This is a genomic window from Alkalilacustris brevis (assembly GCF_003350345.1).
Classification (GTDB): domain Bacteria; phylum Pseudomonadota; class Alphaproteobacteria; order Rhodobacterales; family Rhodobacteraceae; genus Alkalilacustris; species Alkalilacustris brevis.
Genome location: NZ_QNVJ01000020.1, coordinates 113,221 through 136,792, shown reverse-complemented (window position 1 = coordinate 136,792; position 23,572 = coordinate 113,221). Strand labels below are relative to the sequence as shown.

The following is a 23,572-nucleotide window of genomic DNA, read 5'->3' as shown; positions in this document are numbered from 1 at the left end:
CAAAGCGGCTTAACTTGAGCATATGAGGGGATTCTTCGCACCGTTTGCCACGCTGGGCTTTGCCTTGATGTCTTGCGCCCCCATGGCTTCGCCTGCGGCAGCGGCGCAGGAGAGTTGCGTGGTGCTGTTGCATGGCCTGGCGCGCAGTGAGGTTTCGATGATCGCCATCGAGGAGTTGCTGGCGCTGCGTGGCTACCAGGTGGTGAATCGTGGTTATCCTTCGCGCGATGCATCGATTCTTGAGCTTGTGAGCAATGTCAGCGACGCGGTGGCGCAGTGCGAACCGGGTCGCAGGGTGCATTTCGTGACCCATTCGATGGGCGGCGTCCTGCTGCGGGCCTGGCTGATTGACGAGCGACCGGAACATATGGGCCGGGTGGTGATGATGGCCCCGCCCAACCAGGGGTCCGAACTGGTCGATGTGTTTGGCGAGTTCGAGCCTTTCCAATGGATCAACGGCCCGGCAGGAATGGAACTGGGCACCGATCCCGACAGCATGCCCAATGTCCTGCCGCAGCCTGACTACGACCTGGGAATCATTGCCGGCGATTTTTCGTTGAATCCGGTCTATTCGGCGTTCATCGACGGGCCGGATGACGGCAAGGTCTCGGTCGAGAGCACAAGGTTGGAAGGGATGACCGATCACATCGTGTTGCCGGTTTCGCACACCTTCATGATGCTCAACATGCTGGTGCTGGCGCATGTGGTCGGCTTTATCGAGAACGGGGCCTTCGACAGGGATCTGTCGCTTGGCGGGGCGCTTGTGTTGCTGCTTGAGGAGTAAGGCGATTTCCAGTCCGGTGGGATCAACTGGCGACTCGGGAATTGCGGCAGAACAGCAGTCAGCAGAGATTCGGTATTTCAGTGAAAAACCGAATTTCTGTCGCGCCCCGTGCCCGCCGGGAAGATCCGCGGGCACGCGGGGATATACGCCTTACAGCCGTTCAAGCACCGCCGCACCGCCCGATATGGCGCAGGAGCCGCGCTCCTCTTCCAGCATGAGCGCACTGACCACGCCATCCTCGGCAATCATGGCGAAGCGCTGAAGCCGGTTGAGCAGGCCCACGGGCGGCGCGCTGAAAGTGATGCCCAGCGCCTGCGCCAGCTCTCCGGCCGGATCGGCCAGCATTGTGATGCCGGCGGCCTTTGCGCCAGTGGCCTCGCCCCAGGCATCCATCACGAACGGGTCGTTGACGGCCAGGCAGATCACCTCATCGGCGCCGCGCGCGCGGAGCGCATCGGCGCTTGCGACGATGCTGGGCATATGTGCCGAGCTGCATGTGCGGGTGAAGGCCCCCGGCAGGCCGAAGATGATGACCTTTCGGCCTTTCAACAAGCTGGCCAGTTCGATTGACTCGGGCCCCTCTGCCCCGATCTGAAGTAGCGTGGCATCGGGCAGGCGCGCCCCTTCGGATATCGGCATATGGCTTGTCCTTGTATGGTTGCAGTGTGGCGTTGTCCGGATATAGATGTTCAGGGCGGGCTGGCCAGCAATAATCGGCCATTCCTGTCCTGATCCGTGCGGGGCTGCCGGCCGAAGAAAGCGGTCGGGCGTTTTACTGTTGCGCGTCAAGTGCCAGAAATTCACTTGACCAGCCCATTGGCCGCAAGGATCATCACCCGAAAGTTTTTGCCGGAAAGGACACAGCATGTCGTATATAAGAATGATCCCCTCGGCCGTGGCGGCCTCGGTCATCGCATGGGGCGGAGCGGCCCAGGCCGATTTGAGTGCGGAGGCCGTCTGGCAGTCCTGGCAGGAATATGTTGCGACCTCGGGGCAGCAGATGGAGGCGGCGGGCGAGACTCGTGACGCAAGCGCGCTGGTTGTCGAGGATGTCGCGATCTCCGGCATGATCGAAGAGGCGAGCCTGTCGCTCATGATCGACCGCATCACCTTCGATGAGCAGTCCGACGGCACGGTTCTGGTGACCATGAGCGACAGCTATACGATGCGCCTGGTCGGTGCCACCGATGAAACCGTGCTGATCGGAGTCAGCCATCCGTCAATGCGTCTGATCGCATCCGAGATCGCCGACGGTATTTCATACAACCTTCGCGCCCCTGAATTCGAGATGGAGGTGCTTGAGTTCACCGGCGAGGATGCGCCCGAAGAACTGGATGTGGCGGTGCGGCTTTCCGGTGTCACGGGCTCCTACGCGATCCCGCATGACCCTGACGGCGAGACATCGGTGACACTTGAGGCGCGCGCGGCCGACCTGGTGATGCGCGTGCTCGACGAATGGACCGACCTGGACGCTTTCTACAGCGTCTCGGGTGCGCGGATGGCGCTGACCGGCCAGGCACTTGCGCAGATGGAGGATGATCCTGCCGCCGCGTTGCGGGCGGGCTTTGCGCTGGAATCCAGCTTCGGCTTCGATACCGCGCGCTACAGTTTCGATATGGAGGAATGGGGCAGCCGCTCGGAGGTGTCGGGCAGTTCGTCAGACGGGGCAATGCGTTTCGTGCTCAACAGCGATGAAATCGCGTTCTCGTTTTCCAGCCGCAATGGCGAACTGAACGCCTCGGGCGATGAGATTCCCTTTCCGTCCGTCAGCCTGACCACCCGCGAAACCGGCTTCGGCGTGGCGCTTCCGCTTTCGGCCCGGCCCGAGCCGCAGGACGTGTCGCTATCGCTCCGTGTCGTCGATGCCACGGTCAGCGATGATGTCTGGGACTTTGCCGATCCGGGCGGCGCACTGACCCGCGGCCCCGCGACCATCATTCTGGATCTTGTCGGTGCGGCCCTGCTTGAGAACGACCTCTTCTCGGAAGAGGCGGCGATGATGGCCATGATGGCAGGGCCCGAAGCGCTGGGGGAATTGCAATCGCTCACCCTGAACCAGCTTCTCGTGCGTTTTGCCGGGGCGGAACTGACGGGCGAAGGTGCGTTCACCTTTGACTTTGACGATTTCGATACCATCCCGGGTGTGCCGCGCCCGCAAGGTGTGCTGGAACTTGCCTTGCGCGGGGGCAATACGCTGCTCGATTCGCTGGTCTCCATCGGCGCCGTTGCCGATGACGAGGCGATGGGCGCGCGGATGATGCTGGCGCTATTTACCCGCCCCGGTGATGCGCCGGATGAGTTGCTCAGCACGATCGAGGTGCGCGAAGATGGCGCGGTGCTGGCCAACGGACAGCGCCTTCAGTAAGGCCGCGCATCCTCTGTATCCGGGCCGCCCGTTCATTTGACCGGGCGGCCCACTGTATTCAGGGGGTGCTCCTTGCACCTCGGGGCGATGCGCTCTACCTCGGTGGCATGCGCCTGCAACCCCACGGGAGCCGCCGATGACCGACCAGCTTGAAACCCTCGCCCAGGCCCTGCTGACAGAGGCCCGCCGTGCCGGCGCGGACGCCGCCGATGCGCTGGCGGTCGAGGGAACATCGCTTTCAATCGATGTGCGTGGCGGAGTCCTCGAGCAGGCAGAGCGCGCCGAGGGGCTGGAAATCGGCCTGCGGGTGCTGATCGGGCAGCGCCAGGCCTGTGTTTCGGCATCGGATACCCGCCCCGAAACCCTGGCCGAGATGGCCCGCCGCGCTGTTGCGATGGCCGGCGAGGCCCCTGAGGATGCGACTGTCGGCCTTGCCGCCCCGTCGCAACTGGCTCGCGCCTGGGATATGGCCGCGCTGCAACTCGATGATCCCGCGCCCGAGCCAGACCCGGCCGCACTGGAAGAAGACGCCCGCCGCGCCGAGGTTGCCGCACTGGCCGTTGCCGGGGTCTCGCAGGTTCAATCGGCCTCGGCCGGGTATGGGCGCAACCGGCTGCATCTTGCGGCGACCAACGGTTTTTCTGGCGGGTATGCGCGCAGTTCGCGCATGACCTCCTGCGTGGCGATTACCGGTGAAGGCACCGGGATGGAACGTGACTGGCACGCCGAGGGCCGCGTCTATCAGGCCGATCTGCCCGATCCGTCCGAAATCGGCCGTATCGCGGGTGAGCGGGCGATTGCACGCGCCGGTGCGCGCCGCCCCAAGACCGGCGCCTATCCGGTGGTCTATGACGAGCGTGTGGCGGGTTCGCTGATTGCGCACCTGCTCGGCGCGATCAACGGCAGTGCCATCGTGCGCGGGGCCTCCTGGGCGCGTGACGCGCTGGGCGAGGCGCTGCTGCCCGCACATATGGACCTGATCGAAGACCCGTACCGCCCGCGTGTTTCCGGCTCAAGGGCCTTTGATGCCGAGGGGTTGCCCACCGCCCGCCGCGCGCTGGTATCGGGCGGGGTGTTGCAGGGCTGGGTGCTCGATCTGGCGACGGCGCGCAAGCTGGGGATGGAAAGCACCGCCAATGCGCAACGCGGCGTCGGCGCGCCGCCCGCACCGGGAATTTCCAATGTGCTCCTGACCCAGGGCGACACGAACCGCGCCGGGCTGCTGCGCGAAATGGGGAGCGGGCTGCTGGTGACATCGCTCATCGGTTCCACGGTGAACCCGACCACAGGCGATTATTCGCGCGGGGCCTCGGGGTTCTGGGTGGAACGGGGCGAGATCGCCTATCCGGTCAACGAATGCACAATCGCGGGCAATCTGCGCGACATGTTGCGCAGCCTCGTGCCGGCCAATGATGCGCGCCTGCACATTCCGATGCAGGTGCCCAGCCTGTTGGTCGAGGGCATGACCATTGCCGGGGAATAGCGCGCGCGACGAAGATGACCTTGCGCTGCTGAAAGCGGCGGCGCACGAGGCCGGAGCGATAGCGGCCGCGCATTTCGGCACCGGTGTTGCGCAATGGCACAAGCCCGGCAATCAGGGGCTGGTATCGGAAGCCGACCTTGAGATCGACCGGATGCTGCGCGCCCGCCTGCTGGCGGCGCGCCCAGGCTTCGGCTGGCTTTCGGAAGAGATCGAAGACGACCCCGCGCGCCTCGGGGCGCAGGCGCTTTTCATCGTCGATCCCATCGACGGCACGCGGGCGTTTCTTGAAGGCGACAAGGGTTTTGCCCATGCGCTTGCCCTGGTGCGCGGCGGGCAGGTTACGGCCGCGGTGGTGCACCTGCCGTTGCTGGGGCTGACTTATTCGGCGCGGCAGGGGGGTGGTGCGCTGCTCAATGACAGGCCGATCGTCACGCCGCCGCGCAAGGGGTTGCTTGGCGCGCGGGTTCTGGCCAGCCGCGTGCAGCTTGCGCCCGAACTCTGGCCCGGCGGCCTGCCTGCCTTCGAGCGGCATTTCCGCACCTCGCTGGCCTGGCGGCTTTGCCTGGTGGCAGAGGGCCGGTTCGATGGCATGGCGACCCTGCGCGAGACCTGGGACTGGGATATTGCCGCCGCAACCCTTATAGCGACCGAGGCGGGGGCGCGTGTGACCGATCGGCTGGGCGAGGCGCTGGTCTTCAATCGCCCGCACCCGGCAAGCAAGGGCCTCCTGGCCGGGTCTTCGGGGGTTCATGCCGATTTTCTCAGGGGGCTTGGCCGCAAGTGATGTGCCAGCCCGCTGCCGCCGGGCGGCGGGAACGCGCTTGCCCGCCGGTGCCTTGACCCGCATCGCCAGTGGATTAGGGTGCCGCAAACCCCGCGCTCAGGAGATCGCCCCCATGTTGCACCCTTGGTATCCCTTACCCGGCGACTTGGCGAAATGCCCTGTCCGGTTGTCGCGCCGCCTGCGCTTTGCCGCGCTTTGTTGAAATACGGCAAAGCTGTAAACTTGCGTTCGCGCGCGGTTGCGGATCGAAGGGCTTGCATGCCTGTTCTCGGAATTGCCTCAAGGGCCTGTCGCGATCATGTCTAAGCCACTCGGGATCATGCTTTCGCTGCTGGCCGCCGTGCGGCGCCCTGCCGAGGGCGGCGCGCCGTTGGCGTTGCCTTCGCCCGGTGGGGCGGGGCCGCTGGTGTGGCTCCATGCGCAGGATGCACGCGCGTTTCGGGTGCTGGCCGGGCTGGCCTGGCGGCTGGACGAGCAACGGCGAACGCCACTGCGCCTGCTGCTGACCCACCCGCGTGATATCGTCCCTGGCCCCGGCGCATTACCGCCAGAGGTTGCCGTATGGCCAGCCCTGCCTGACGATCCGGTGCAACTGCGCGAGGTCCTCGCACAGATGCAGCCGGCGGCGCTGGTGCTTGGAGGGGGGGGGCTTCCCCCGGTCCTGATCAACGAGGCCGACACTGCCGGCGTGCCGGTGGTTCTGGTCAATGCGGGTGCGTCACAACTGGACGGCTTGCGGCTGATGCCCTGGATGGGGCTGCAGCGGACTCTGCTGCGCGTGGTGCGGCACGCGCTGCTGCGGGACGAGGCGGCGCTCAGGGCCTTTCGACGTGCCGGAGCGCGGCCCGTGACACTGGAAGTGACCGGCCCGCTGGCCGAAGGGTGCCGCGTGCTGCATTGCAACCCGGCCGAACGCGAGGTGCTGGTCCGGCAACTCGGGGTGCGGCCCGTCTGGCTTGCAGTGGGGGTGCCCCAGGCGGAAGAGGTGGCAATCCTGCGGGCGCATCGTGCAGCACAGCGCATCGCGCATCGGTTGCTGTTGATCCTGGTGCCGGTCGATCCCGCGCGCGGGCCGGCCCTGACCGTGGCCGCGCGCGAGGCCGGGCTGCGCGCCGCCCGCCGGGGCGCCGATGAGGAACCCGCCGACGAAGATCAGGTCTACATTGCCGATACCGAGGGTGAGCTGGGCCTGTGGTATCGGCTTGCGCCACTTTGTTATGTCGGCGGCACGCTTGGGCTGACATCCAATGCGGGGGCGGCGCAGGCGGTTGCCGGGCGCGACCCGTGCGAGGCAGCTGCGCTGGGATCGGCGGTGCTGCACGGTCCGGCTACGGGGGCACATGCGCTGGCCTTCGGGCGGCTGGGCCGCGCAGGGGGTGCGCGCCGCGTGTCCGGCCCCGACGCGCTTGCCGAGGCAGTGACCGAGCTTCTGGCCCCCGACCGGGCGGCGCAACTGGCCAGTGCCGCCTGGGAGGTCGTAACCACCGGGACCGAGGCGACCGACCGTGCCGCCGAAGTTATTTTCGAACTTATCGATTCATCCGGCGGAGAAACCTGATGCGCGCGCCCCGTTTCTGGTTCACGCCGCCCGAAGCACCGGGCTTGATGCCCCGCCTGCTGGCCCCGTTGGGCGCGCTTTACGCGGCGGGCACTGCGCGGCGGCTGGCGCACGGGGGTGCGGGGGCGTTGCGGGCCGGCGTGCCGGTGATCTGCGTGGGAAATCTCAATGCCGGAGGTGCGGGAAAGACGCCCACCGCGATTGCGCTGCTTCAGCACCTCGCCGCCGAATTCGGGCGCGATGATGTGCATGTGGTCAGCCGCGGGCATGGGGGCAGCCTCGAAGGGCCGGTGCGTGTCGACCCACGCCGGGATGAGGCCGGGAAGGTGGGGGATGAGCCGCTGCTGCTGGCCGCTTTCGCTCCCACATGGGTGGCCCGTGACCGCGCGGCTGGGGTGCGCGCGGCAGTGACCGCGGGCGCCGGGGCCATCATTCTTGATGACGGGTTCCAGAACCCTTCGGTGCACAAGGATCTCTCGCTTGTCGTGGTGGATGCGGCGCGGGGCTTCGGCAATGGCCGGGTGATCCCCGCAGGCCCGCTGCGCGAGCCGGTGGCCAGGGGGCTGGCGCGGGCGGATATGGTGCTGTCGATCGGTGCCGAGGCCGCGCAGGCTGGTTTCGCGCAGCGTTGGGGGGCGGCATTGGGCACGCTGCCGCATCTGCGCGGGGTGTTGGTGCCCTTGCCCACCGGTATGCCGTGGGAGGGGTTGCGCGTGCTGGCCTTTGCCGGGATCGGCCACCCCGAGAAATTCTTTCAGACCTTGCAGGCGCAGGGTGTGATCATGGCCCGCGCCGAGGCGCTGGAAGATCACCAGCCCCTGACCGAGGCGCTGATGACCCGGCTCGAGCTTGAAGCCAAGGCGCTGGGCGCACAGCTTGTCACCACCGAAAAGGATGCCGTGCGCCTGCCGCCACGCTTTCGCGCAAAGGTGCTGACGCTTCCGGTGCGGCTGGAGATCAAGGATTGGCAGCCACTTGATGCCGCCTTCGCGCGGCTGGGGCTGGGTTCGCAAGATTGAGCGGGGCCTCTGGCCGCCGGGCTGCCGCAGAAGGCGCGCGCCTTGCGTTTGTGGCCTTTAGTTTAGCTATTGACCTTCAACCATGGGCTTTTGCGGGGCCGTCCGCCGGTGCGTCTGGTCGGCCTCTCAGGTCGGCGGCGACTTCTGCATCATGTTGGCCCAGGCGCGGGGCAGGGCGGCTGGCCACGGCCCCGGCTTCGGAAAAATTGAACGGCGAGCGCACGCCTTTCAGCCCGTCCATGTCCAGTTCCAGCCCGCGCGCCTTGACCTGCGGATCGGCAAAAACCTGCGCCATGTCGTTGATCGGCCCGGCGGGCACGCCTTGGACTTCGCAGGCGGCCAGCAACTCTGCCGCAGTCCAGCGCGAAGTGCATTGCGACAGGGTATCTGACAGCGCCTCGCGCCGGGCAACCCGGTCGGCGTTGGTCAGGTACTCCGGCGCAGTGGCAAGGTCGTTGCGCCCCAAGATGGCGCACAGCCGCTGATATTGCCCGTCATTTCCGGTGGCGATGATGATATGCCCGTCGGCGCAGGGAAACACCTGATAGGGCGCAAGGTTCGGGTGGAAATTGCCCAGCCGCTCCGGTGCGGTGCCGGTGGCAAGATAGTTCATCGCCTGGTTGGCCATGATTGCCACGGCTGAATCCATCAGCGCCATGTCGATATGCTGGCCCCGGCCGGTGGCATGGCGCTGATGCAGCGCGGCCAGGATCGCGTTCACCGCGTAGATGCCGGTGAAGATGTCGGTCACGGCGACGCCCACCTTGGTGGGCTGGCCATCGGCTGGGCCGGTGACCGACATCAGCCCCGACATGCCCTGAATGATGTAGTCATACCCCGCGCGATGCGCATAGGGGCCGGTATGGCCGAAACCGGTGATTGAACAGTAGATCAGGCGCGGGTTCAGCGCGTGCAGGCTGTCGTAATCCAGCCCGTATTTGGCCAGCCCGCCCAACTTGAAGTTCTCGATCAGGATATCGGCGTCCTGCACCAGATCGCGCACGCGCGCCTGTCCTTCCGGGGTGCGGAAATCGGCGGTGACCGATCGTTTGCCCCGGTTGCAGGAATGGAAATAGGCAGCCTCTTGGCTGCCATCCTCGTGGGTGATGAAGGGCGGGCCCCAGCGGCGGGTGTCATCGCCGGCGGGCGCCTCGACCTTGATCACGTCGGCGCCCAGGTCGCCCAGTGTCTGCCCGGCCCAGGGGCCGGCCAGGATGCGCGCCAGTTCGATCACCCGAAGGCCGTGCAGCGGGCCGGGCAAGCGCTCAGCCTCCAAGCTTGCCATCGAGCAGCGCGGCGAAATCGTCATAGCTCATATTGCCGTGACGTTCGCCGTCGATCACGAAAGAGGGCGTCGAGTTGATCTGGTGTTCCGAAGCGTAGTGCTGGTAGACCGCCACCATCGCCTGCGCCTGTTCAGCGTCCTGAAGGCAGGCATCGACCTGGTCGTTCGACAGCCCCGAACGGCGCCCCATGGCGCGCAGGTTTTCGGCCACCTGCGCCGGATCGCTGGATCCGGCCCAGTCGGACTGCGTGGAGTAGATCATGTCGAGCATGGGGAAATAGCGGCTTTCGGAGCCGCAGCGCGCCAGCATCGCGGCCCAGAGGCCATAACGGTCAAAATACACCTCGCGGTGGATAAAGCGCACAAGCCCCGGCTCGATATAGTTCTCGACAAGCTGCGGATAGACGTTGCGGTGGAAGTTCGCGCAATGCGGACAGGTCAGCGAGGCGTATTCGATCACCTCGACCGGGGCGTCGGGATCGCCGCGCACCATGTCGGGCACGCGCTCGAAATCGGGCGCGGCACCATTGGCCGGGGTCTGGGCATCGGCGACACCGGGCAGGACGGTCTGCGGGCCGCGCGGGGCCATCAGCCACCAGCCGCCCGCGCCCAGAACGCCCGCGGCGCCAAGTGCCAGAAACACACGTCTATCCATCGGCAAAATCCTTCTTTCTGCGGTCTCGTGATAGGATGTTTCGTGCCAGCGCTTCAAGGGCTGCCCGAAGCGCGGCGTCCTGCACCCCCTCGGCGGCTTCTGCGACCTCAGCCGCCAGCACAGTGTTGTCGGGCTGATCCGCGTTCTCGGGGCCGGGTCTTGCCGCCGGGGCAAAGGCTGCCTGTGCCTCGGCAAAACCCGTGGCGGCCGTCTGCGTCAGGGCCACGCGCGAGACCGCGTTATAGCCATAACAGGCGTTGACCTTGTCGCGGATCGCGGGGATCTGCATCTGCACCAGCGGCGCGGCCGCGCCCGTTGTCAGCAGCACCAGCGTGGCGCCGAACCCGTCGCGCCCGTAGCCCATCTTGACCGGGCGGGCCATACGGGCGATTTCACTGCCGACGATTTCATCCCAGTGGGTCAGTAGGCGTGAGAGCGCGAAGCCGCGCGCTTCTCCTGCGGTGCGGATGCGTTCCTGCACAAGGCGGGCGGCGGGCTGAAAGCCGCGCGTCCGGCGTTTGCCGGGCAATTGCGATCCGGGCCTTGAACTCACCTCTGCTTCCCCTGTTCATGTGCGGCGCTTGGGCTATTCTAGACGTCATGGCGGCCATGACCAGCGCCGAGATACAAAAGCCTGCGGGCAGGAGGCTCAAACTTGTGTGACGAGGGGCAGGAACTGCGGCTCGCGAGGCCACTTCTGGCATGGTACGATCGCCACGCGCGCGTGCTGCCCTGGCGGGTCGGCCCGGCGCAACGCGCGCGGGGAGATATGCCCGATCCTTATCGTGTCTGGCTGTCGGAGGTGATGCTGCAGCAGACCACCGTCGCCGCGGTGAAGGGCTATTTCCACAGGTTCACCACGCTCTGGCCGCATGTGGAGGCACTGGCGGCCGCGCCGGATGCGGCGGTGATGGGTGAATGGGCGGGGCTGGGATATTACGCACGGGCGCGCAACCTGCTGAAATGCGCACGCGTGGTGGTGGCCGATCACGGCGGGCGCTTTCCCGATACCGAGCCCGAACTGCGCGCGTTGCCGGGCATTGGCCCCTATACCGCGGCAGCCATCGCGGCGATCGCGTTCGACCGGCCCGCAACGGTGGTTGACGGCAATGTCGAGCGCGTCATGGCGCGGCTGCACGGGGTGGAAACCCCGCTGCCCACGGCCAAGCCGGAACTGACGCGCCTGGCCGCCGGGCACACACCGCGGGCCAGGCCCGGCGATCATGCCCAGGCGGTCATGGACCTTGGTGCCACCATCTGCACCCCGCGCAACCCGGCCTGCGGCATCTGCCCGCTGGCGCAGCATTGCGTTGCAAGGGGGCAGGGGCGGCAGGCCGAATTGCCGCGAAAGCTGCCCAGATCGGCCAAGCCCGTGCGCCTGGGGCATGTTTATCTGGCGCGGCGCAGCGATGGAGCCTGGCTGGTTGAGCGCCGCCCTGCGCATGGCCTTCTGGGTGGAATGCTGGGTTGGCCGGGGTCAGACTGGTCGGACGCGCCCGACCCTTTGCCACCGCTGGCGGCGAATTGGTGGCAACTGCCGGCAGAGGTGCGTCATACCTTCACCCATTTTCACCTGCGCCTTGCCGTGCATGTGGCCGATGTCGGCCCCGACGCCGCGCCCGTGCGCGGGCATTTCCTGGCCGCGGCCGAGTTCCGCCCGGCCGCGTTGCCCACGGTGATGCGCAAGGCCTATGATCTGGCGTGCGGCGAGATTGCCGGGACCGGGACGATTGCAACAAGACAGGAGACGCGAGAATGACCGACACGCCCGACCCGACCGAGGCCCCCAACCCGACTGAAGACTACGTGCTGACCCACACGATGCTGCGCATCAAGGACCCGGCGCGTTCGCTGCCGTTCTACCGCGGTGTCCTGGGGATGCGGCTGGTCACGCAGCTAGACTTCGACGAGGCGCGCTTCACCCTCTATTTCCTGCAGGCGCGCGGGCATGGCGACCAGGCGGATGGCTCGCTTGCGCAGACCTTCAGCCGCGCAGGGTTGCTGGAGTTGACCCATAACTGGGGCAGCGAGGGCGACGGCAGTGAAATGCACTCGGGCAATTCCGCGCCCAAGGGCTTTGGCCATATCTGCATCGCGGTGCCAGACATCGCCGCGGCCTGCGCGCGGTTTGACGAGATGGGCGTGACATTCCAGAAGCGTCTGGGCGAGGGCGGGATGAAGGAAATCGCTTTCATCAAGGATCCGGATGGCTACTGGATCGAGGTTGTCCAGCCAGATCTGATGCAGGGGCTTGTGGGCAGGAACAGGCGCTGAAATCGGTGCCCCCCCGGTGCATCTATCGGCCGTTCGAAGAGAATTGCTGCCGTGGCGCCGGACCCGTCTGGCGGATGCCTTCGGCGAGGATATTTTTGCCACAGTGAAGGGCAGGGCGGAACGCTTCGGAGTGCGCCGTTCAGCCCTGCCATCGGGCGGCGGCGCGGCCCGCGTGGCGGCCTGTCGCCAGGCAGGCGGTCAGCAGGTAGCCGCCGGTCGGGGCCTCCCAGTCGAGCATCTCGCCCGCGGCGAAGACACCTGGCAGGGCGCGCAGCATGAGGGTGTCATCAAATGCGGACTGGCGGATGCCGCCGGCGGTCGAGATGGCCTCGTCGAGGGGGCGCGGGCCGGAATGGCGGATCTCGAGCGCCTTGACGCGGGCCGCCAGCGCGCCGGGTTCGGGCGGCAGAGGGCGGGCGAACTCGTGCAGCAGCGCGATCTGGGCCGGCGGCAGGCCGAGTGCCTTGCGCAGCCGGTTGGCGAGGCTTTCACGCGCCGGGCGGGCGGCTAGGCGGGCTGCGACGCCCTCGGCGCTCAGGTCGGGAGCGAGGTCAAGCATCAGGGGCGCGCCCTCGCGCAGCGCGCGGCTGATCGCGTAGATGCCGCCGCCTTCCAGCCCGCGGGCCGAGATCACGAACTCGCCCCGGCTGCGCGCGGCCCCGGCACTGAGCGCGACACCCTTGATCGGGCTGCCGAAATGGCGGGTCATGTGTGGCGACCAGTTGACAGAGAAGCCCATGTTGGCGGGCTGAAAGGGGGCGAGCGCCACGCCCCGGCTTTCCAGCAGGGGAGCCCAGGCACCGTCGGACCCGAGGCGCGCCCAGCTTGCCCCGCCCAGCGCGAGCACAACCACCCGGGGCGCCAGCAGGCGCGGCCCTTCAGGCGTGGCGAAGTGCCAGCCTTTCTCCTGTGCGTCCCAGCCGACCCAGCGCCACCTTGTGCGAAACTCCACGCCCTGCCCGGCCAACCGTGCGGCCCAGGCCCGCAGGAGCGGCGAGGCTTTCATGCTGCGGGGAAACACCCGGCCCGAGCTGCCGGTGAAAACCTCCTGACCGAGGCCTTGCGCCCATTCCTGCACTTCGTCAGGGCCGAAATCCGCCAGCATCGGCGCGAGCCATCCGGCGGCCTCGGTGAAGGCTTCGGTGAAGCGTGGCAGCGGCTCGTCTTTGGTCAGGTTAAGGCCGGATTTGCCGGCCATCAGGAATTTGCGCCCGAGGCTTGGCTTGGCCTCGGTCAGGACCACGGCGCGGCCCGCGGCGGCCAGTTCCTGCGCCGCCATCAACCCGGCGGGGCCGCTGCCGATCACCAGCGCGTCAAGCTGTTCCATTCCGTCCCCTTGCCTGCGGCTGCTCGCGTGCCATCATCTGACAGCACCCCGCCCATTCGGCAAGGATGCCCGGAACATGACCGCAGAAGACGACGATCCGATCTGCCCGCTCTGCCTGCGCTCCATCCCGCCGGATGTACCGCAAAGCCTGCACCATCTGGTGCCCCGGCTGCGCGGGGGTAAACGCGGCCCGACGGTGCTGTTGCACCACATCTGTCACAAGGAAATTCACGCGGCACTCAGCGAGGCCGAGCTGGCGCGCGACTACAACACCCCTGAGGCGCTGCGCGCGCATCCGCGACTTGCGCGCTTTGCCGCATGGGTGGCGCGGCGGCCGCCGGGGTTCGCCTCGCGCGTGCCGGGCAGGCGGCGCAAGCGGTAGCCTGCGTTCAGACCATGCGGATGGCCTTGCGGTCGATGGCCAGCATGTAGCCCTGGCGCGCGATGTTGCGCACCAGAAGCTCGCTGACAATCTGGTTGCCCAGGCTGTCGCGCAGGCGCTTGATGCGGGTGGCGCCGGCGGCCTCGTCGCAATCCTCGGCGCTGCGGCCGGAGATCATCGCCTCGATCTGCGCGCCCGAAAGGATGTCGCCATCCATCCGTGCCTCGGCCAGCACGGCAAGCGTTTCGGCCACTGCCTCGGACAGGGCGAATTCCATGTCGTTGAGGTAGACCTTGCGCTCGCCCCGCGCGATCACCAGTGAAGAAACCTGAATGCCCGCGCGCTCGATCTCGGTCATGCGGCGGTTGAGCGTGGCCAGCGCCACCAGCAGCGCCAGCGCCGCAACCAGAAGCGCGGTGGCAAAGACCAGCAGCACGAAGATCACGACACGATAAGACCGCAGCGTATCTGAAAAGGCGGTGCCGGACAGCGCGAGGATCTCGAGCAGCTTGATCTCGGCCTGACTGGTCAGGTCGTCATTCTCCATGAAGATGCGCTCGACCCGCTGGTTGAAGGCGCCGGCATCGGGCAGGCTGGCAAAGAGGAACACGCCGGTCAGCACCAGCAGCCCGACAATGACCGCAAGCCCGATAGCGACCGTGCGGTTGCCCGATCGGGCAAGATCAGAAACGAAGGTAGTACTGCCCCGCATTCTCCTGCCTCTCTGCAAGACCGCCCTCGTCGAAAACCGATACGACGTTCAAGAGTTCCCAGCCTTCGGCAGCCAGACGCGGGCGCAGTTCCTGCGCGGCCTGCGTGACCGATCCGCAGGCTGCCGGGGAAACCTCGGCCACACCGTAATGCAGTTGCAGGGGATTGTCGCGCTTGGCCTTGTAGTCGGCAAAGCATTGCGCAGCAGCGGGGCTGGCAACGGCCATGAGGCCAACCAGCACGAGCGCGGCAGTGGAAAGTATTGTCATGCGGTTCATGGCACACCTGGAAGGCTGAAGTCGGAGCAACAATGCCCCGAGCCACTGCCGCTATGCAATAACCGCTGCCAATCCACCCGCCGGTTATCCGATAACCATGGGCCGTTATTGTTTGTCAGACAGCCCTCGGCGCAGGCTTGGGTCAGTGCCGCGCAAGACGGGTCACCGCGCCCTGGCTGCGCCGCGTTCCTGAAACCCTTTTCACAGAGTCGAAGAAAGGCCCTTGCCATGATGACCTTCTCCCTTTCCGCGCTTCGTCGCCCCCTGTTGGTGGGGCTTACAGCGCTTTCGGTTGCCGCCGGGGGATTCGCCGCATCGGCGGTGCCGGCCCGCGCGCAGAGTTCCGATGACCTGCTGCGCTTTCTGGCCGGGGCGGCCGCGGTGGCCGTGATTGTCCACGCCTGGGACCGGAACCGCAGCAGTAGCAGTAGCAGTAGCTCCAGCAGCCCGCGCTACACCAGCAACGTCCTGCCCGAGCATTGCCGCGAGACACTGCGCCGCGGGCGCAACGATCTCGATGTCTATAACGCACAGTGTCTGCGCGAGGCCGGGCTGCGCAATCTTCCCAACCGCTGCGAGCAAACCGTGCGCACTGACCGCGGCTCGCGCCGGGTGTTCAGCCGCCAGTGCCTGATCGAAGCCGGCTACCGCGCTGAACGCAGCACCTCCCCGCGCCGGGGTTGGGACAGACCCGGCCGTCACTCGCAGGCGACCCTGCCCGCCGCGTGCAGCATGACCTACACGCGCGCTAACCAGCGGCTGACCGGCTACTACAGCGACTGCCTCGAGCGCTACAGGCTGCGCAACCTGCCGGAGCGCTGCCGGCTGGATGCCCGGATCGTCGGGCGCGGCGGCGGCCAGCTCAGCATCTATGGCGAACAGTGCCTGATTTCCGAAGGCTTCCGGCCCGAGCGCGGTAGGCGCTGAAGGCCCTGGGGTCAGAAATGGGCTCACCCGCGAACCGCCCAAAGGCCCCCATGCGGGGCCTTTGGCCTTGGCCAGGTGCCCAGACACAGCCTTGAGGCCCCGAGGCCCCTGGCACGAGCCGCTTTTCGCTTGCTCCTCGTGCCCCGGTGCGCTTCAACCGCGTCATGGCACCACGCACGCCCCCCGATTTTACCCATGAAACCGCTGCCCTTGCGCGCGGGTTTGTCCATCTCGCCGGGGTTGACGAGGTGGGGCGCGGCCCGCTGGCCGGGCCGGTCACGGCGGCGGCCGTCTGCCTGAACCCTGATGACATTCCCGAGGGGCTGGGCGACTCGAAAGCGCTGAGCGCCCGCCAGCGCGCGGCCCTGGCGCAGCAGATCACGACCCGCGCCCATGTCTGCATCGCGCATGCCAGTATCGCCGAGATCGATACGTTGAACATCCTGAGGGCAAGCCATCTGGCCATGAGGCGGGCGCTCGACGGGTTGCACCCCACCCCCGGTTTCGCGCTGATCGACGGCAACCGGCTGCCCACGGAATTGCCCTGCCCGGCCGAGGCCATCGTCAAGGGTGACGCGCGCTGCCTGTCGATTGCTGCGGCCTCCATCGTCGCCAAGGTTGCACGCGACGCGATCATGGCCGAACTGGCCGAACGCTTCCCCGGCTACGGCTGGGAAAAGAACGCAGGCTACCCGACCAAGGTCCATCTCGAGGCGCTGCACCGCCTTGGTGTCACCCCATACCATAGGCGAAGCTTTGCCCCGATACGCAATATCTTGTGTGAAGAAAATTAAATAAGCTGCTGATTCAAAAAGAAATTGACGCCGAATCGGCTTTGACTCATCTTAGGGCCAAAGACAACAGCGCGATACGCGCGGGACGAGGCAGAGATGACAGTGAAACAAACCGCGCCCAAGGCGGCGCAGCGCGATTTGCCGCGCAATCGTATCCTTGCCGGCGATTGCATTGAGGTGATGAACGGCCTGCCGGCAGGCTCGGTGGATCTGATCTTTGCCGATCCTCCCTACAACCTGCAACTCAGGGGCGAGCTGCACCGCCCCGACAACAGCCGCGTCGATGCCGTCGATGACGCCTGGGACCAGTTTGACAGCTTCAAGGTCTATGACCAGTTCACCCGTGCCTGGCTCAAGGCCGCGCGGCGGCTGCTCAAGCCCAATGGCGCGATCTGGGTGATCGGCAGCTACCACAACATCTTCCGCGTCGGCGCCGAGTTGCAGAACCAGGGCTACTGGATCCTCAACGATGTGATCTGGCGCAAGTCGAACCCGATGCCGAATTTTCGTGGCAAGCGACTGACCAACGCCCATGAAACCCTGATCTGGGCCTCGCGCGGGGAGGGCGCAAAATACACCTTCAATTACGAGGCACTCAAGGCGCTGAACGAGGGTACGCAGATGCGCTCGGACTGGACGCTTCCGCTGTGCACCGGGCATGAGCGGCTCAAGGACGAGGCCGGCGAAAAGGCCCACCCCACGCAAAAGCCCGAGAGCCTGCTGCACCGCGTGCTGGTGGGCTGCACCAAGCCCGGTGATGTGGTGCTCGACCCGTTCTTCGGCACCGGCACGACCGGTGCCGTGGCCAGGATGCTGGGCCGCGACTTTATCGGCATCGAGCGCGACCGGGGGTATATCGAGCTGGCGCTCAAGCGGCTGAAAGCGGTGCGCCCCTACGACAATGCGGCGCTCGAAGTCACCACCTCGAAACGGGCCGAGCCGCGCGTGCCCTTCGGCACCCTGGTCGAGCGGGGCCTGCTGCGCCCCGGCGAGGTGCTGACCAACCCGCGCGGGCTGGCCGCCAAGGTGCGCGCCGATGGCTCGCTGATCTCGGCCGAGCATCGCGGCTCCATCCACCAGGTGGGCGCCGCGCTCGAAGGTGCGCCCAGTTGCAATGGCTGGACCTACTGGCACTTCAAGCGCGATGGCAAGCTGATCCCCATCGACCTGCTGCGCCAGCAGATCCGGGCCGAGATGGGGCCGGGCGCGGCCTGAACCCTTACCCAGTTACCGCCGGTGCGCGGGGCTTCGGAGCCCCCGCGCACGACCTTGCCCCGTCACGAAAGTGGCGGGGCCTTTTTTGCGGGGGATGCCGACAGCTTGCTTTCTTCAGAACCCCGCCTGCAGGCACCCCTTGCCCCGCCAGCGCCCCTTCCTATGTGATGCAGATACAACTGGCGGAAGGGGCCACATCCATGAGCCGCAATATATTGTATCTTCTGGTCGGGGCGCTTGCCGTGGCCGTCCTGTTTCTGGGCTATCAGTACTACCAGGAAAGCCAGACCGAAGGCCTTGAGATCGAGATCAACGGCAGCGGCCTGTCGATCGAGGCGGACTGACGTGATTCAACTCGCCCCCGCGGGCATTGGCGTCGCGCCCCGGTTATAGGGCTTCCAGTCCTCTATCTCCGGGTAGAACTGCTTGCGCCAGGCGCGCACCTGCGGGTTCATCACCCGCCGCCACAGGGGCGGGATCATCGCCAGCGCCGTCATCGCCGGATAACCGAGCGGCAGTTGCGGCGCCTCTTCCTCGGAATAGGTCTGCAACAACGGAAAGCGCCGCGCGGGCTTGTAGTGATGGTCGGAATGGCGCTGCAGGTTGATCAGCAGCCAGTTCGACGCCTTGTGCGCCGCGTTCCATGAATGGCGCGGCCTGACGGGCTCGTATTTGCCATCGCCCAGATGCTTCCGCGTCAGCCCGTAATGCTCGATGTAGTTGGTCAACTCCAACTGCCAGATGGCCGAGCCCGCCTGCACCAGAAACAGCCCCAGCCCGGCCCAGCCGCCGATGGCGAAAGCCAGCGCCAGCGCCGCCAGTTGCAGCACCCCGTAGCGCCAGAACGGGTTCGACCAGTGCCAGGCTGGCAGTCCGCGCCGGGCCAGCATCGCCTTTTCCGCCCGCCAGGCCGAAGGTGGGCAATCGCGCAGCACCCGGAAATAGTAGCGGTGGAACCCCTCGTTATAGCGCGCCGTCACCGGATCGCGCGGGGTGCCGACCCAGCGGTGATGCACCTGCAGGTGCTCCGACCGGAAATGGCTGTAGAGTACAAGCGCCAGAAGCAGATCGCCCAGCCAGCGCTCCAGCCGGTTCTTCTGGTGCAGCAACTCATGCGCATAGACGATGCCGATCGTGCCCGAGATCACCCCGACCCCGAAAAACAGCACCAGCTTTTCCAGAAGGGAAAGGTGGCCGGTTGTCGTCACCCACCAGATCATCCCGTAGATCACGCAAAACTGGATCGGAAACCAGATCATGGTGATCAGCCGGTACCAGAACAGATCCTCCTCGGCGGTTTCCGTGTCGGGGTTTTCCTGGTTCAGCCCCGTCAGCACATCGAGCAGCGTCACCAGCGCCCATGCGTAAAGCGGCATCAGCACCACCGTCCAGCCGCCCACCACCGCACCGACCACCGCCAGCGGAATCAGCCCCAGCGACAGCCAGAAGGGGAGCGCGTTGCGAAGGGGTTGCAGCCTGTCTTGCGATGCAGCCATCTCTCATTCTCCACCATCTTCCATGACCGCCGGCCTCGGGCGCGTCCGTCCCGTTGTCTGTGACGAAAATACCCAATTCTGTCGCGACATGCGACAATGACGGCGGATGAAACTGCGCGAGTGCCTGGGCGTCCGGATCTCGGCGGGTGTCTCAGCGTTTGCGTCCGAGCATCGCCACCCGGATCAGCGTGCGCTCCATCACCGCCATGGTCGGCGCGCGCGAGGCCGAGCGCAGCGTCAGATCGGTCTCGATCAGCATCGCCAGCGCCTGTTCCAGCTTGCGCGCGCCCCAGTCGCGGGCCTGCCGCTGCATCCGGTCGCGGCGTGGGCCGAAAACCGGCGGGCGCAGCCGTGCCAGCCCCGCCGCCGGCCCTCCCGGATCGCAGCAGGCCGCGTGCAACTGGCGAAAATGCCGCAGAGTCCCAATACACAGCGTGACCGGCAGAACACCCTGCCCCTGCAGTCGGCGGATCACCGGGCCGATCTCGCCGGCGCGGCCCTCGGCGGCAATATGCAGCACATCGTCCAGCGCCGACTCGACACTGGCCGGGGCGCAGGCGCTGACATCGTCGCTGCCCAGCGGCGTGGTATCACCGTGCTTGTAAAGCGAGATCTTCTCGATGGTCTGGCGGAAATCACCCGGATCGAGCGTCGCGGCCAGCGCGCCCAGGGCCGACATTGCTTCGGTGTCGATCTGATGCAGCCCGGCCTCTTTCAGCATGGCGTCGATCTCGTCTCGGCCCGGCGGATCGTCATATATGGCGGCGGCATAAGCGTTCTTGTGTCCCTCGAACATCTTGCGCAGGGCAGAACGCGCGTTGAGCGCCCCGGCGGTGACGATGATCTGGGCATCGCCCTCGCGCCATTCCTCGAGCGCGGCGCCGATGGCCGTGGCGAGCCCGTCATTGGCCTCATCCACGAAGGCGACGCGTGGCCCCGGAAAGAAACCTTGCGCCTTGACCGCATCAAGCAGCATCGCCGGGTCGCGCCGCAACTCACCGCCGCTCATCCGCGTCAGGCGCATCTCGTCCTCGCCTTCGGGGCCGATCAGGGCGGCGATCACCTCCTGGCGCCGCATCGCCACGCGCATGGGGTCTGCGCCATAGATCAGCAGGCCCGTGCGCTTGGGGTCGGGGCGGCGGAAATAGCCGGGCGCGTCGCGCGGGGCCAGCTTCATCCCGGCGCCCCGGCCAGAAGGCGCGTCACCACCCCGTCGGCCAGCAATACCATGAGGCGCGCCCGCGCATCCTCGCGCGCGGCGCGGTTAGCCAGGGGCGTGGACGTGCTGGAATACCCTACGAACTGCGTGACCTCGCCGCGCTCGATCTCCGCGTCGTCTTCGCCCATGCGGCGCAGCGTATAACGGGCGCGGCCGAAAATCTGGCTGCGGGAATCGCGCAGCGCGCCACTGCCCAGCCGCACATCGCTGCCGGTTGTAATCTCATAGGAAAGCCGGAACTCGGCCTGCTGCGGCGGGCCAAGGCGTTCTTCCAGCCGGGCGACGAATTGCTGTTGCTCGCGCGTTTGCGGATCGTCGGCGCGCACCCGTCCGCGCAGGGCGCCACCCGTGCCGCCAGGGCCGTAGGCAGGCCGCATGCCGCAACCGGCCGCCCCCAGCACCAGGAGGCCGGGCAGGGCGATCAGCAGCTTGCGGCGATCAAATGACGACATTCACGATGCGCCCCGGCACGACGATCAGTTTCCTGGGTGCCCGTCCGTCGAGTACCCGACGAACAGCATCATCCGCGAGCACCAGCTTTTCAACCTCTTCCTTTGCCGCGTCGCGCGCCACCGCGATTTCCGAGCGCCGCTTGCCGTTGATCTGGATCGGTAGGGTCACGGTGTCATCCACCAGCAGCGCGGGGTCGGCCTTGGGCCAGGGCGCGCGCGCGACCAGCCCCTCGCCGCCCAGCATCGACCAGACCTCTTCGGCAAGATGCGGCACCATCGGGGCCATCAGTTGCGCCATCACCCGCATGGCACGGGCCCGCGCGGGAGCCGAGGCATCGGATTTCATCACCGTGTTGGTCAGCGCGTAAAGCGCGGCGATGGATTTGTTGAAGGCAAAGCCATCGACGCCCTTTGTCACCTCTTCGATGGCGCGGTGCACAGCCTTTTCCAGCGCCAGATCGGCGTCGTCGTTGCCGGGGGTGCCGGTTGTGCCGCGCAACTCATCGGCCAGCCGCCACACGCGCGAAAGGTGCTTGTGCGCGGCCTCGGCGCCGGCGGCCGTCCATTCCACGTCGCGCTCGGGCGGGCTGTCGGACAGGATGAACCACCGCGCGGTATCGGCGCCGAAATCGCCGATGATGTTGACCGGATCGACGACGTTCTTCTTGGATTTGGACATCTTTTGCGAGGGGATGACCGTCACCGCCTCGCCACTATCCTTGAGCCGCCCCTCGCCGACCGCTTCGGGCAGGTGATAGACCGGGCGGCCTTTGGCGTCGCGGGTCATGTAAATCTCGTGCGTCACCATCCCCTGGGTGAAGAGCGCGCTGAACGGCTCTTTCGCCTTTTCCGGGAGATGCCCGGTCTTGACCATCGCGCGCGCGAAAAAGCGCGAATAGAGCAGGTGCAGGATCGCGTGCTCCACCCCGCCGATATACTGGTCCACGTTCATCCAGTATTCGGCCTCGGCCCGGTCGGTGGGGGTGGTGGCGCGCGGCGCGGTGAAGCGCGCGTAATACCATGAGCTGTCGACGAAGGTATCCATCGTGTCGGTCTCGCGCCTGGCCTCGCCGCCGCATTTCGGGCAGGCGCAATGCTTCCAGCTTGGGTGCCGGTCCAGCGGGTTGCCAGGGATCGAGAAATCGATCGGCTTGCCATCCTCGTCATAGGGCAGCGCGACGGGCAGGTTTTTCTTTTTCTCGGGCACCACGCCGCAGGTCGCGCAATGCACCACCGGAATCGGGCAGCCCCAGTAACGCTGGCGGCTCAGCCCCCAGTCGCGCAGGCGAAAGCGGGTCACGCCATGGCCGACGCCTTGCGCTTCGCAGAACTCGATGGCGGCATCTACAGCGGCCTCGCCGGTCTGCACTTCCTGGCCCGCAAAGCCGCGGATATAGCGCACTTTCTCGGTCTTGGGCGGCACATAGGCTTCGCTCAACTCTGCTTCGTCGGCGCCCTCGGCCACGAACACGGGCGGGATCGGAAGCCCGTATTTCGTGGCGAACTCGAAATCGCGCTGGTCATGCGCGGGGCAGCCGAAGATCGCGCCGGTGCCGTAATCCATCAGGATGAAATTGGCGATATAAACCGGCAGCTCGACCGAATTGTCGAACGGGTGCAGCACGGTGATGCCAGTGTCCAGACCGCGCTTTTCGGCCTTTTCAAGGGCTTCCTCGCTGGTGCCGGTGCGGCGGCACTCGGCCACGAACTCGGCCACAGCGGGATCATGGCGTTCCAGATGCCTGGCCAGCGGGTGATCGGGGCTGATCGCTGCAAAAGTGGCCCCCAAGAGCGTGTCGGGCCGAGTGGAATAAACCTCCAGCCGGTCGAACCCTTCGGGCGCGCCCGAGGTGGTGAAGGCAAATTGCAGCCCGCGCGACTTGCCGATCCAGTTGCGCTGCATCAGGCGCACCTTTTCGGGCCAGTCGTGCAAACCGTCGAGCGCCTCGAGCAGTTCCTCGGCATAGTCCGAGATGCGGAAGAACCATTGCGTCAATTCGCGCCGCTCGACCTCGACGCCCGAGCGCCAGCCCTTGCCGTCGATCACTTGTTCGTTGGCCAGCACGGTCATGTCGACCGGGTCCCAGTTCACCACCGCGTTCTTTCGATAGACCAACCCGGCCTCCAGGAAATCGAGGAACATCGCCTGCTGCTGGCCATAGTATTCCGGGTCGCAGGTGGCGAACTCGCGGCTCCAGTCGATCGACAGGCCCAGCGGCTTCATCTGCGCGCGCATGTCGTCGATATTGCCATAGGTCCAGTCCCGGGGATGGCCGCCCTGATCCATGGCGGCGTTCTCGGCGGGCATCCCGAAGGCATCCCAACCCATCGGATGCAGCACGCTGAACCCCTGTGCCGCCTTGTAGCGCGCAACGACATCACCCATCGCATAGTTGCGCACATGCCCCATATGGATGCGCCCCGACGGGTAGGGGAACATTTCGAGCACGTAATACTTGGGCCGGTCCTCGGCCCGGTCGGCCCGGAAAACCGCCTGCGCGTCCCACGCTTCCTGCCAGCGGGGTTCGATGCTTGCGGGATCGTATCGCGACATGTGCGGCCCT

At 66.5% G+C, this 23,572-nt stretch carries 24 protein-coding genes; 13 read left to right on the top strand and 11 right to left on the bottom strand.

Annotated elements, in window-relative coordinates:
* Positions 1 to 22: 22 nt before the first annotated feature.
* Entirely contained in the window at positions 23 to 784 is a 762-nt protein-coding gene (locus DQ229_RS03240) for an alpha/beta hydrolase (protein ID WP_238380945.1), read from the top strand.
* Between the two features lie 150 nt (positions 785 to 934).
* Here DQ229_RS03240 and DQ229_RS03235 read toward each other — a convergent pair whose 3' ends face one another.
* Complete coding sequence (locus DQ229_RS03235; protein ID WP_114964831.1) at positions 935 to 1,423, bottom strand: peroxiredoxin; 489 nt, start codon at positions 1,421 to 1,423, stop codon at positions 935 to 937.
* A 226-nt stretch (positions 1,424 to 1,649) separates the two neighbouring features.
* Between DQ229_RS03235 and DQ229_RS03230 the strand changes: the two genes are divergently transcribed.
* The 5 genes from DQ229_RS03230 (at position 1,650) to lpxK (ending at position 7,993) form a co-directional block, all read left to right on the top strand.
* The gene (locus tag DQ229_RS03230; protein ID WP_155326429.1) at positions 1,650 to 3,149 is read left to right on the top strand and encodes a hypothetical protein; all 1,500 of its coding nucleotides are present in this window, start codon (positions 1,650 to 1,652) and stop codon (positions 3,147 to 3,149) included.
* 136 nt (positions 3,150 to 3,285) lie between these two features.
* A complete protein-coding gene (locus tag DQ229_RS03225; RefSeq protein ID WP_114964829.1) occupies positions 3,286 to 4,632 on the top strand; it encodes a TldD/PmbA family protein in 1,347 nt (448 codons plus the stop codon).
* Entirely contained in the window at positions 4,619 to 5,416 is a 798-nt protein-coding gene (locus DQ229_RS03220) for a 3'(2'),5'-bisphosphate nucleotidase CysQ (protein WP_114964828.1), read from the top strand. Before DQ229_RS03225 ends, DQ229_RS03220 begins: the two co-directional genes overlap by 14 nt.
* Before the next feature lie 298 nt (positions 5,417 to 5,714).
* Entirely contained in the window at positions 5,715 to 6,974 is a 1,260-nt protein-coding gene (locus DQ229_RS03215) for a 3-deoxy-D-manno-octulosonic acid transferase (protein ID WP_114964827.1), read from the top strand.
* Positions 6,974 to 7,993, top strand: a complete 1,020-nt coding sequence (gene lpxK, locus DQ229_RS03210) for a tetraacyldisaccharide 4'-kinase (protein WP_114964826.1) — start codon at positions 6,974 to 6,976, stop codon at positions 7,991 to 7,993. The genes DQ229_RS03215 and lpxK overlap by 1 nt, the downstream gene beginning before the upstream one ends.
* Before the next feature lie 76 nt (positions 7,994 to 8,069).
* Here the strand turns inward: lpxK and DQ229_RS03205 are convergent, their stop codons facing one another.
* Genes DQ229_RS03205 through DQ229_RS03195 form a run of 3 tightly spaced genes read right to left on the bottom strand, consistent with a single transcriptional unit; the run spans position 8,070 to position 10,486 of the window.
* The gene (locus DQ229_RS03205; RefSeq protein WP_114964886.1) at positions 8,070 to 9,254 is read right to left on the bottom strand and encodes a CaiB/BaiF CoA transferase family protein; all 1,185 of its coding nucleotides are present in this window, start codon (positions 9,252 to 9,254) and stop codon (positions 8,070 to 8,072) included.
* 4 nt (positions 9,255 to 9,258) lie between these two features.
* Positions 9,259 to 9,933, bottom strand: coding sequence for a DsbA family protein (locus DQ229_RS03200; RefSeq protein WP_114964825.1), 675 nt, complete (start codon positions 9,931 to 9,933; stop codon positions 9,259 to 9,261).
* Positions 9,926 to 10,486, bottom strand: coding sequence for a DUF721 domain-containing protein (locus DQ229_RS03195; protein ID WP_238380944.1), 561 nt, complete (start codon positions 10,484 to 10,486; stop codon positions 9,926 to 9,928). The genes DQ229_RS03200 and DQ229_RS03195 overlap by 8 nt, the downstream gene beginning before the upstream one ends.
* A 123-nt stretch (positions 10,487 to 10,609) precedes the next feature.
* Between DQ229_RS03195 and mutY the strand changes: the two genes are divergently transcribed.
* On the top strand, positions 10,610 to 11,692 hold the full coding sequence (gene mutY, locus DQ229_RS03190; protein WP_114964884.1) for an A/G-specific adenine glycosylase: 1,083 nt from the start codon (positions 10,610 to 10,612) through the stop codon (positions 11,690 to 11,692).
* Positions 11,689 to 12,207, top strand: a complete 519-nt coding sequence (gene gloA, locus DQ229_RS03185) for a lactoylglutathione lyase (protein WP_114964824.1) — start codon at positions 11,689 to 11,691, stop codon at positions 12,205 to 12,207. The genes mutY and gloA overlap by 4 nt, the downstream gene beginning before the upstream one ends.
* Before the next feature lie 139 nt (positions 12,208 to 12,346).
* Here gloA and DQ229_RS03180 read toward each other — a convergent pair whose 3' ends face one another.
* Complete coding sequence (locus DQ229_RS03180; protein ID WP_114964823.1) at positions 12,347 to 13,534, bottom strand: TIGR03862 family flavoprotein; 1,188 nt, start codon at positions 13,532 to 13,534, stop codon at positions 12,347 to 12,349.
* A gap of 76 nt (positions 13,535 to 13,610) precedes the next feature.
* Here DQ229_RS03180 and DQ229_RS03175 point away from each other — a divergent pair, with 76 nt between their 5' ends.
* Positions 13,611 to 13,916: an HNH endonuclease gene (locus DQ229_RS03175; RefSeq protein ID WP_114964822.1), complete on the top strand. Its 306-nt coding sequence runs from the start codon at positions 13,611 to 13,613 to the stop codon at positions 13,914 to 13,916.
* Positions 13,917 to 13,923: 7 nt separating this feature from the next.
* On the opposite strand, the gene DQ229_RS03170 is transcribed toward DQ229_RS03175, so the two are convergent.
* Positions 13,924 to 14,628, bottom strand: a complete 705-nt coding sequence (locus tag DQ229_RS03170) for a winged helix-turn-helix domain-containing protein (RefSeq protein WP_114964821.1) — start codon at positions 14,626 to 14,628, stop codon at positions 13,924 to 13,926.
* Positions 14,600 to 14,905 (bottom strand): hypothetical protein, encoded by a 306-nt coding sequence (locus tag DQ229_RS03165; RefSeq protein WP_238380943.1) that lies wholly within the window; start codon positions 14,903 to 14,905, stop codon positions 14,600 to 14,602. Before DQ229_RS03165 ends, DQ229_RS03170 begins: the two co-directional genes overlap by 29 nt.
* A gap of 228 nt (positions 14,906 to 15,133) precedes the next feature.
* On the opposite strand from DQ229_RS03165, the gene DQ229_RS03160 reads away from it, so the two are divergent.
* The 4 genes from DQ229_RS03160 to DQ229_RS16585 all read left to right on the top strand — a co-directional run bounded on the left by DQ229_RS03160 (position 15,134) and on the right by DQ229_RS16585 (position 18,185).
* Positions 15,134 to 15,832 (top strand): hypothetical protein, encoded by a 699-nt coding sequence (locus DQ229_RS03160; protein WP_114964820.1) that lies wholly within the window; start codon positions 15,134 to 15,136, stop codon positions 15,830 to 15,832.
* 164 nt (positions 15,833 to 15,996) lie between these two features.
* Complete coding sequence (locus DQ229_RS03155) at positions 15,997 to 16,626, top strand: ribonuclease HII (RefSeq protein WP_114964882.1); 630 nt, start codon at positions 15,997 to 15,999, stop codon at positions 16,624 to 16,626.
* Positions 16,627 to 16,722: 96 nt separating this feature from the next.
* Positions 16,723 to 17,841 carry a site-specific DNA-methyltransferase gene (locus DQ229_RS03150; RefSeq protein ID WP_114964819.1) on the top strand — a complete coding sequence of 373 codons (1,119 nt, stop codon included), beginning with the start codon at positions 16,723 to 16,725 and terminating at the stop codon, positions 17,839 to 17,841.
* A 200-nt stretch (positions 17,842 to 18,041) separates the two neighbouring features.
* A complete protein-coding gene (locus DQ229_RS16585; protein ID WP_202909498.1) occupies positions 18,042 to 18,185 on the top strand; it encodes a hypothetical protein in 144 nt (47 codons plus the stop codon).
* 6 nt (positions 18,186 to 18,191) lie between these two features.
* Here DQ229_RS16585 and DQ229_RS03145 read toward each other — a convergent pair whose 3' ends face one another.
* The 4 genes from DQ229_RS03145 to leuS all read right to left on the bottom strand — a co-directional run bounded on the left by DQ229_RS03145 (position 18,192) and on the right by leuS (position 23,562).
* Positions 18,192 to 19,337 carry an alkane 1-monooxygenase gene (locus DQ229_RS03145; protein WP_114964818.1) on the bottom strand — a complete coding sequence of 382 codons (1,146 nt, stop codon included), beginning with the start codon at positions 19,335 to 19,337 and terminating at the stop codon, positions 18,192 to 18,194.
* Between the two features lie 151 nt (positions 19,338 to 19,488).
* On the bottom strand, positions 19,489 to 20,514 hold the full coding sequence (holA, locus tag DQ229_RS03140) for a DNA polymerase III subunit delta (protein ID WP_114964817.1): 1,026 nt from the start codon (positions 20,512 to 20,514) through the stop codon (positions 19,489 to 19,491).
* Positions 20,511 to 21,008 (bottom strand): hypothetical protein, encoded by a 498-nt coding sequence (locus DQ229_RS03135; protein ID WP_114964816.1) that lies wholly within the window; start codon positions 21,006 to 21,008, stop codon positions 20,511 to 20,513. Before DQ229_RS03135 ends, holA begins: the two co-directional genes overlap by 4 nt.
* Positions 20,995 to 23,562 carry a leucine--tRNA ligase gene (leuS, locus tag DQ229_RS03130; RefSeq protein ID WP_114964815.1) on the bottom strand — a complete coding sequence of 856 codons (2,568 nt, stop codon included), beginning with the start codon at positions 23,560 to 23,562 and terminating at the stop codon, positions 20,995 to 20,997. The genes DQ229_RS03135 and leuS overlap by 14 nt, the downstream gene beginning before the upstream one ends.
* Positions 23,563 to 23,572: the final 10 nt, after the last annotated feature.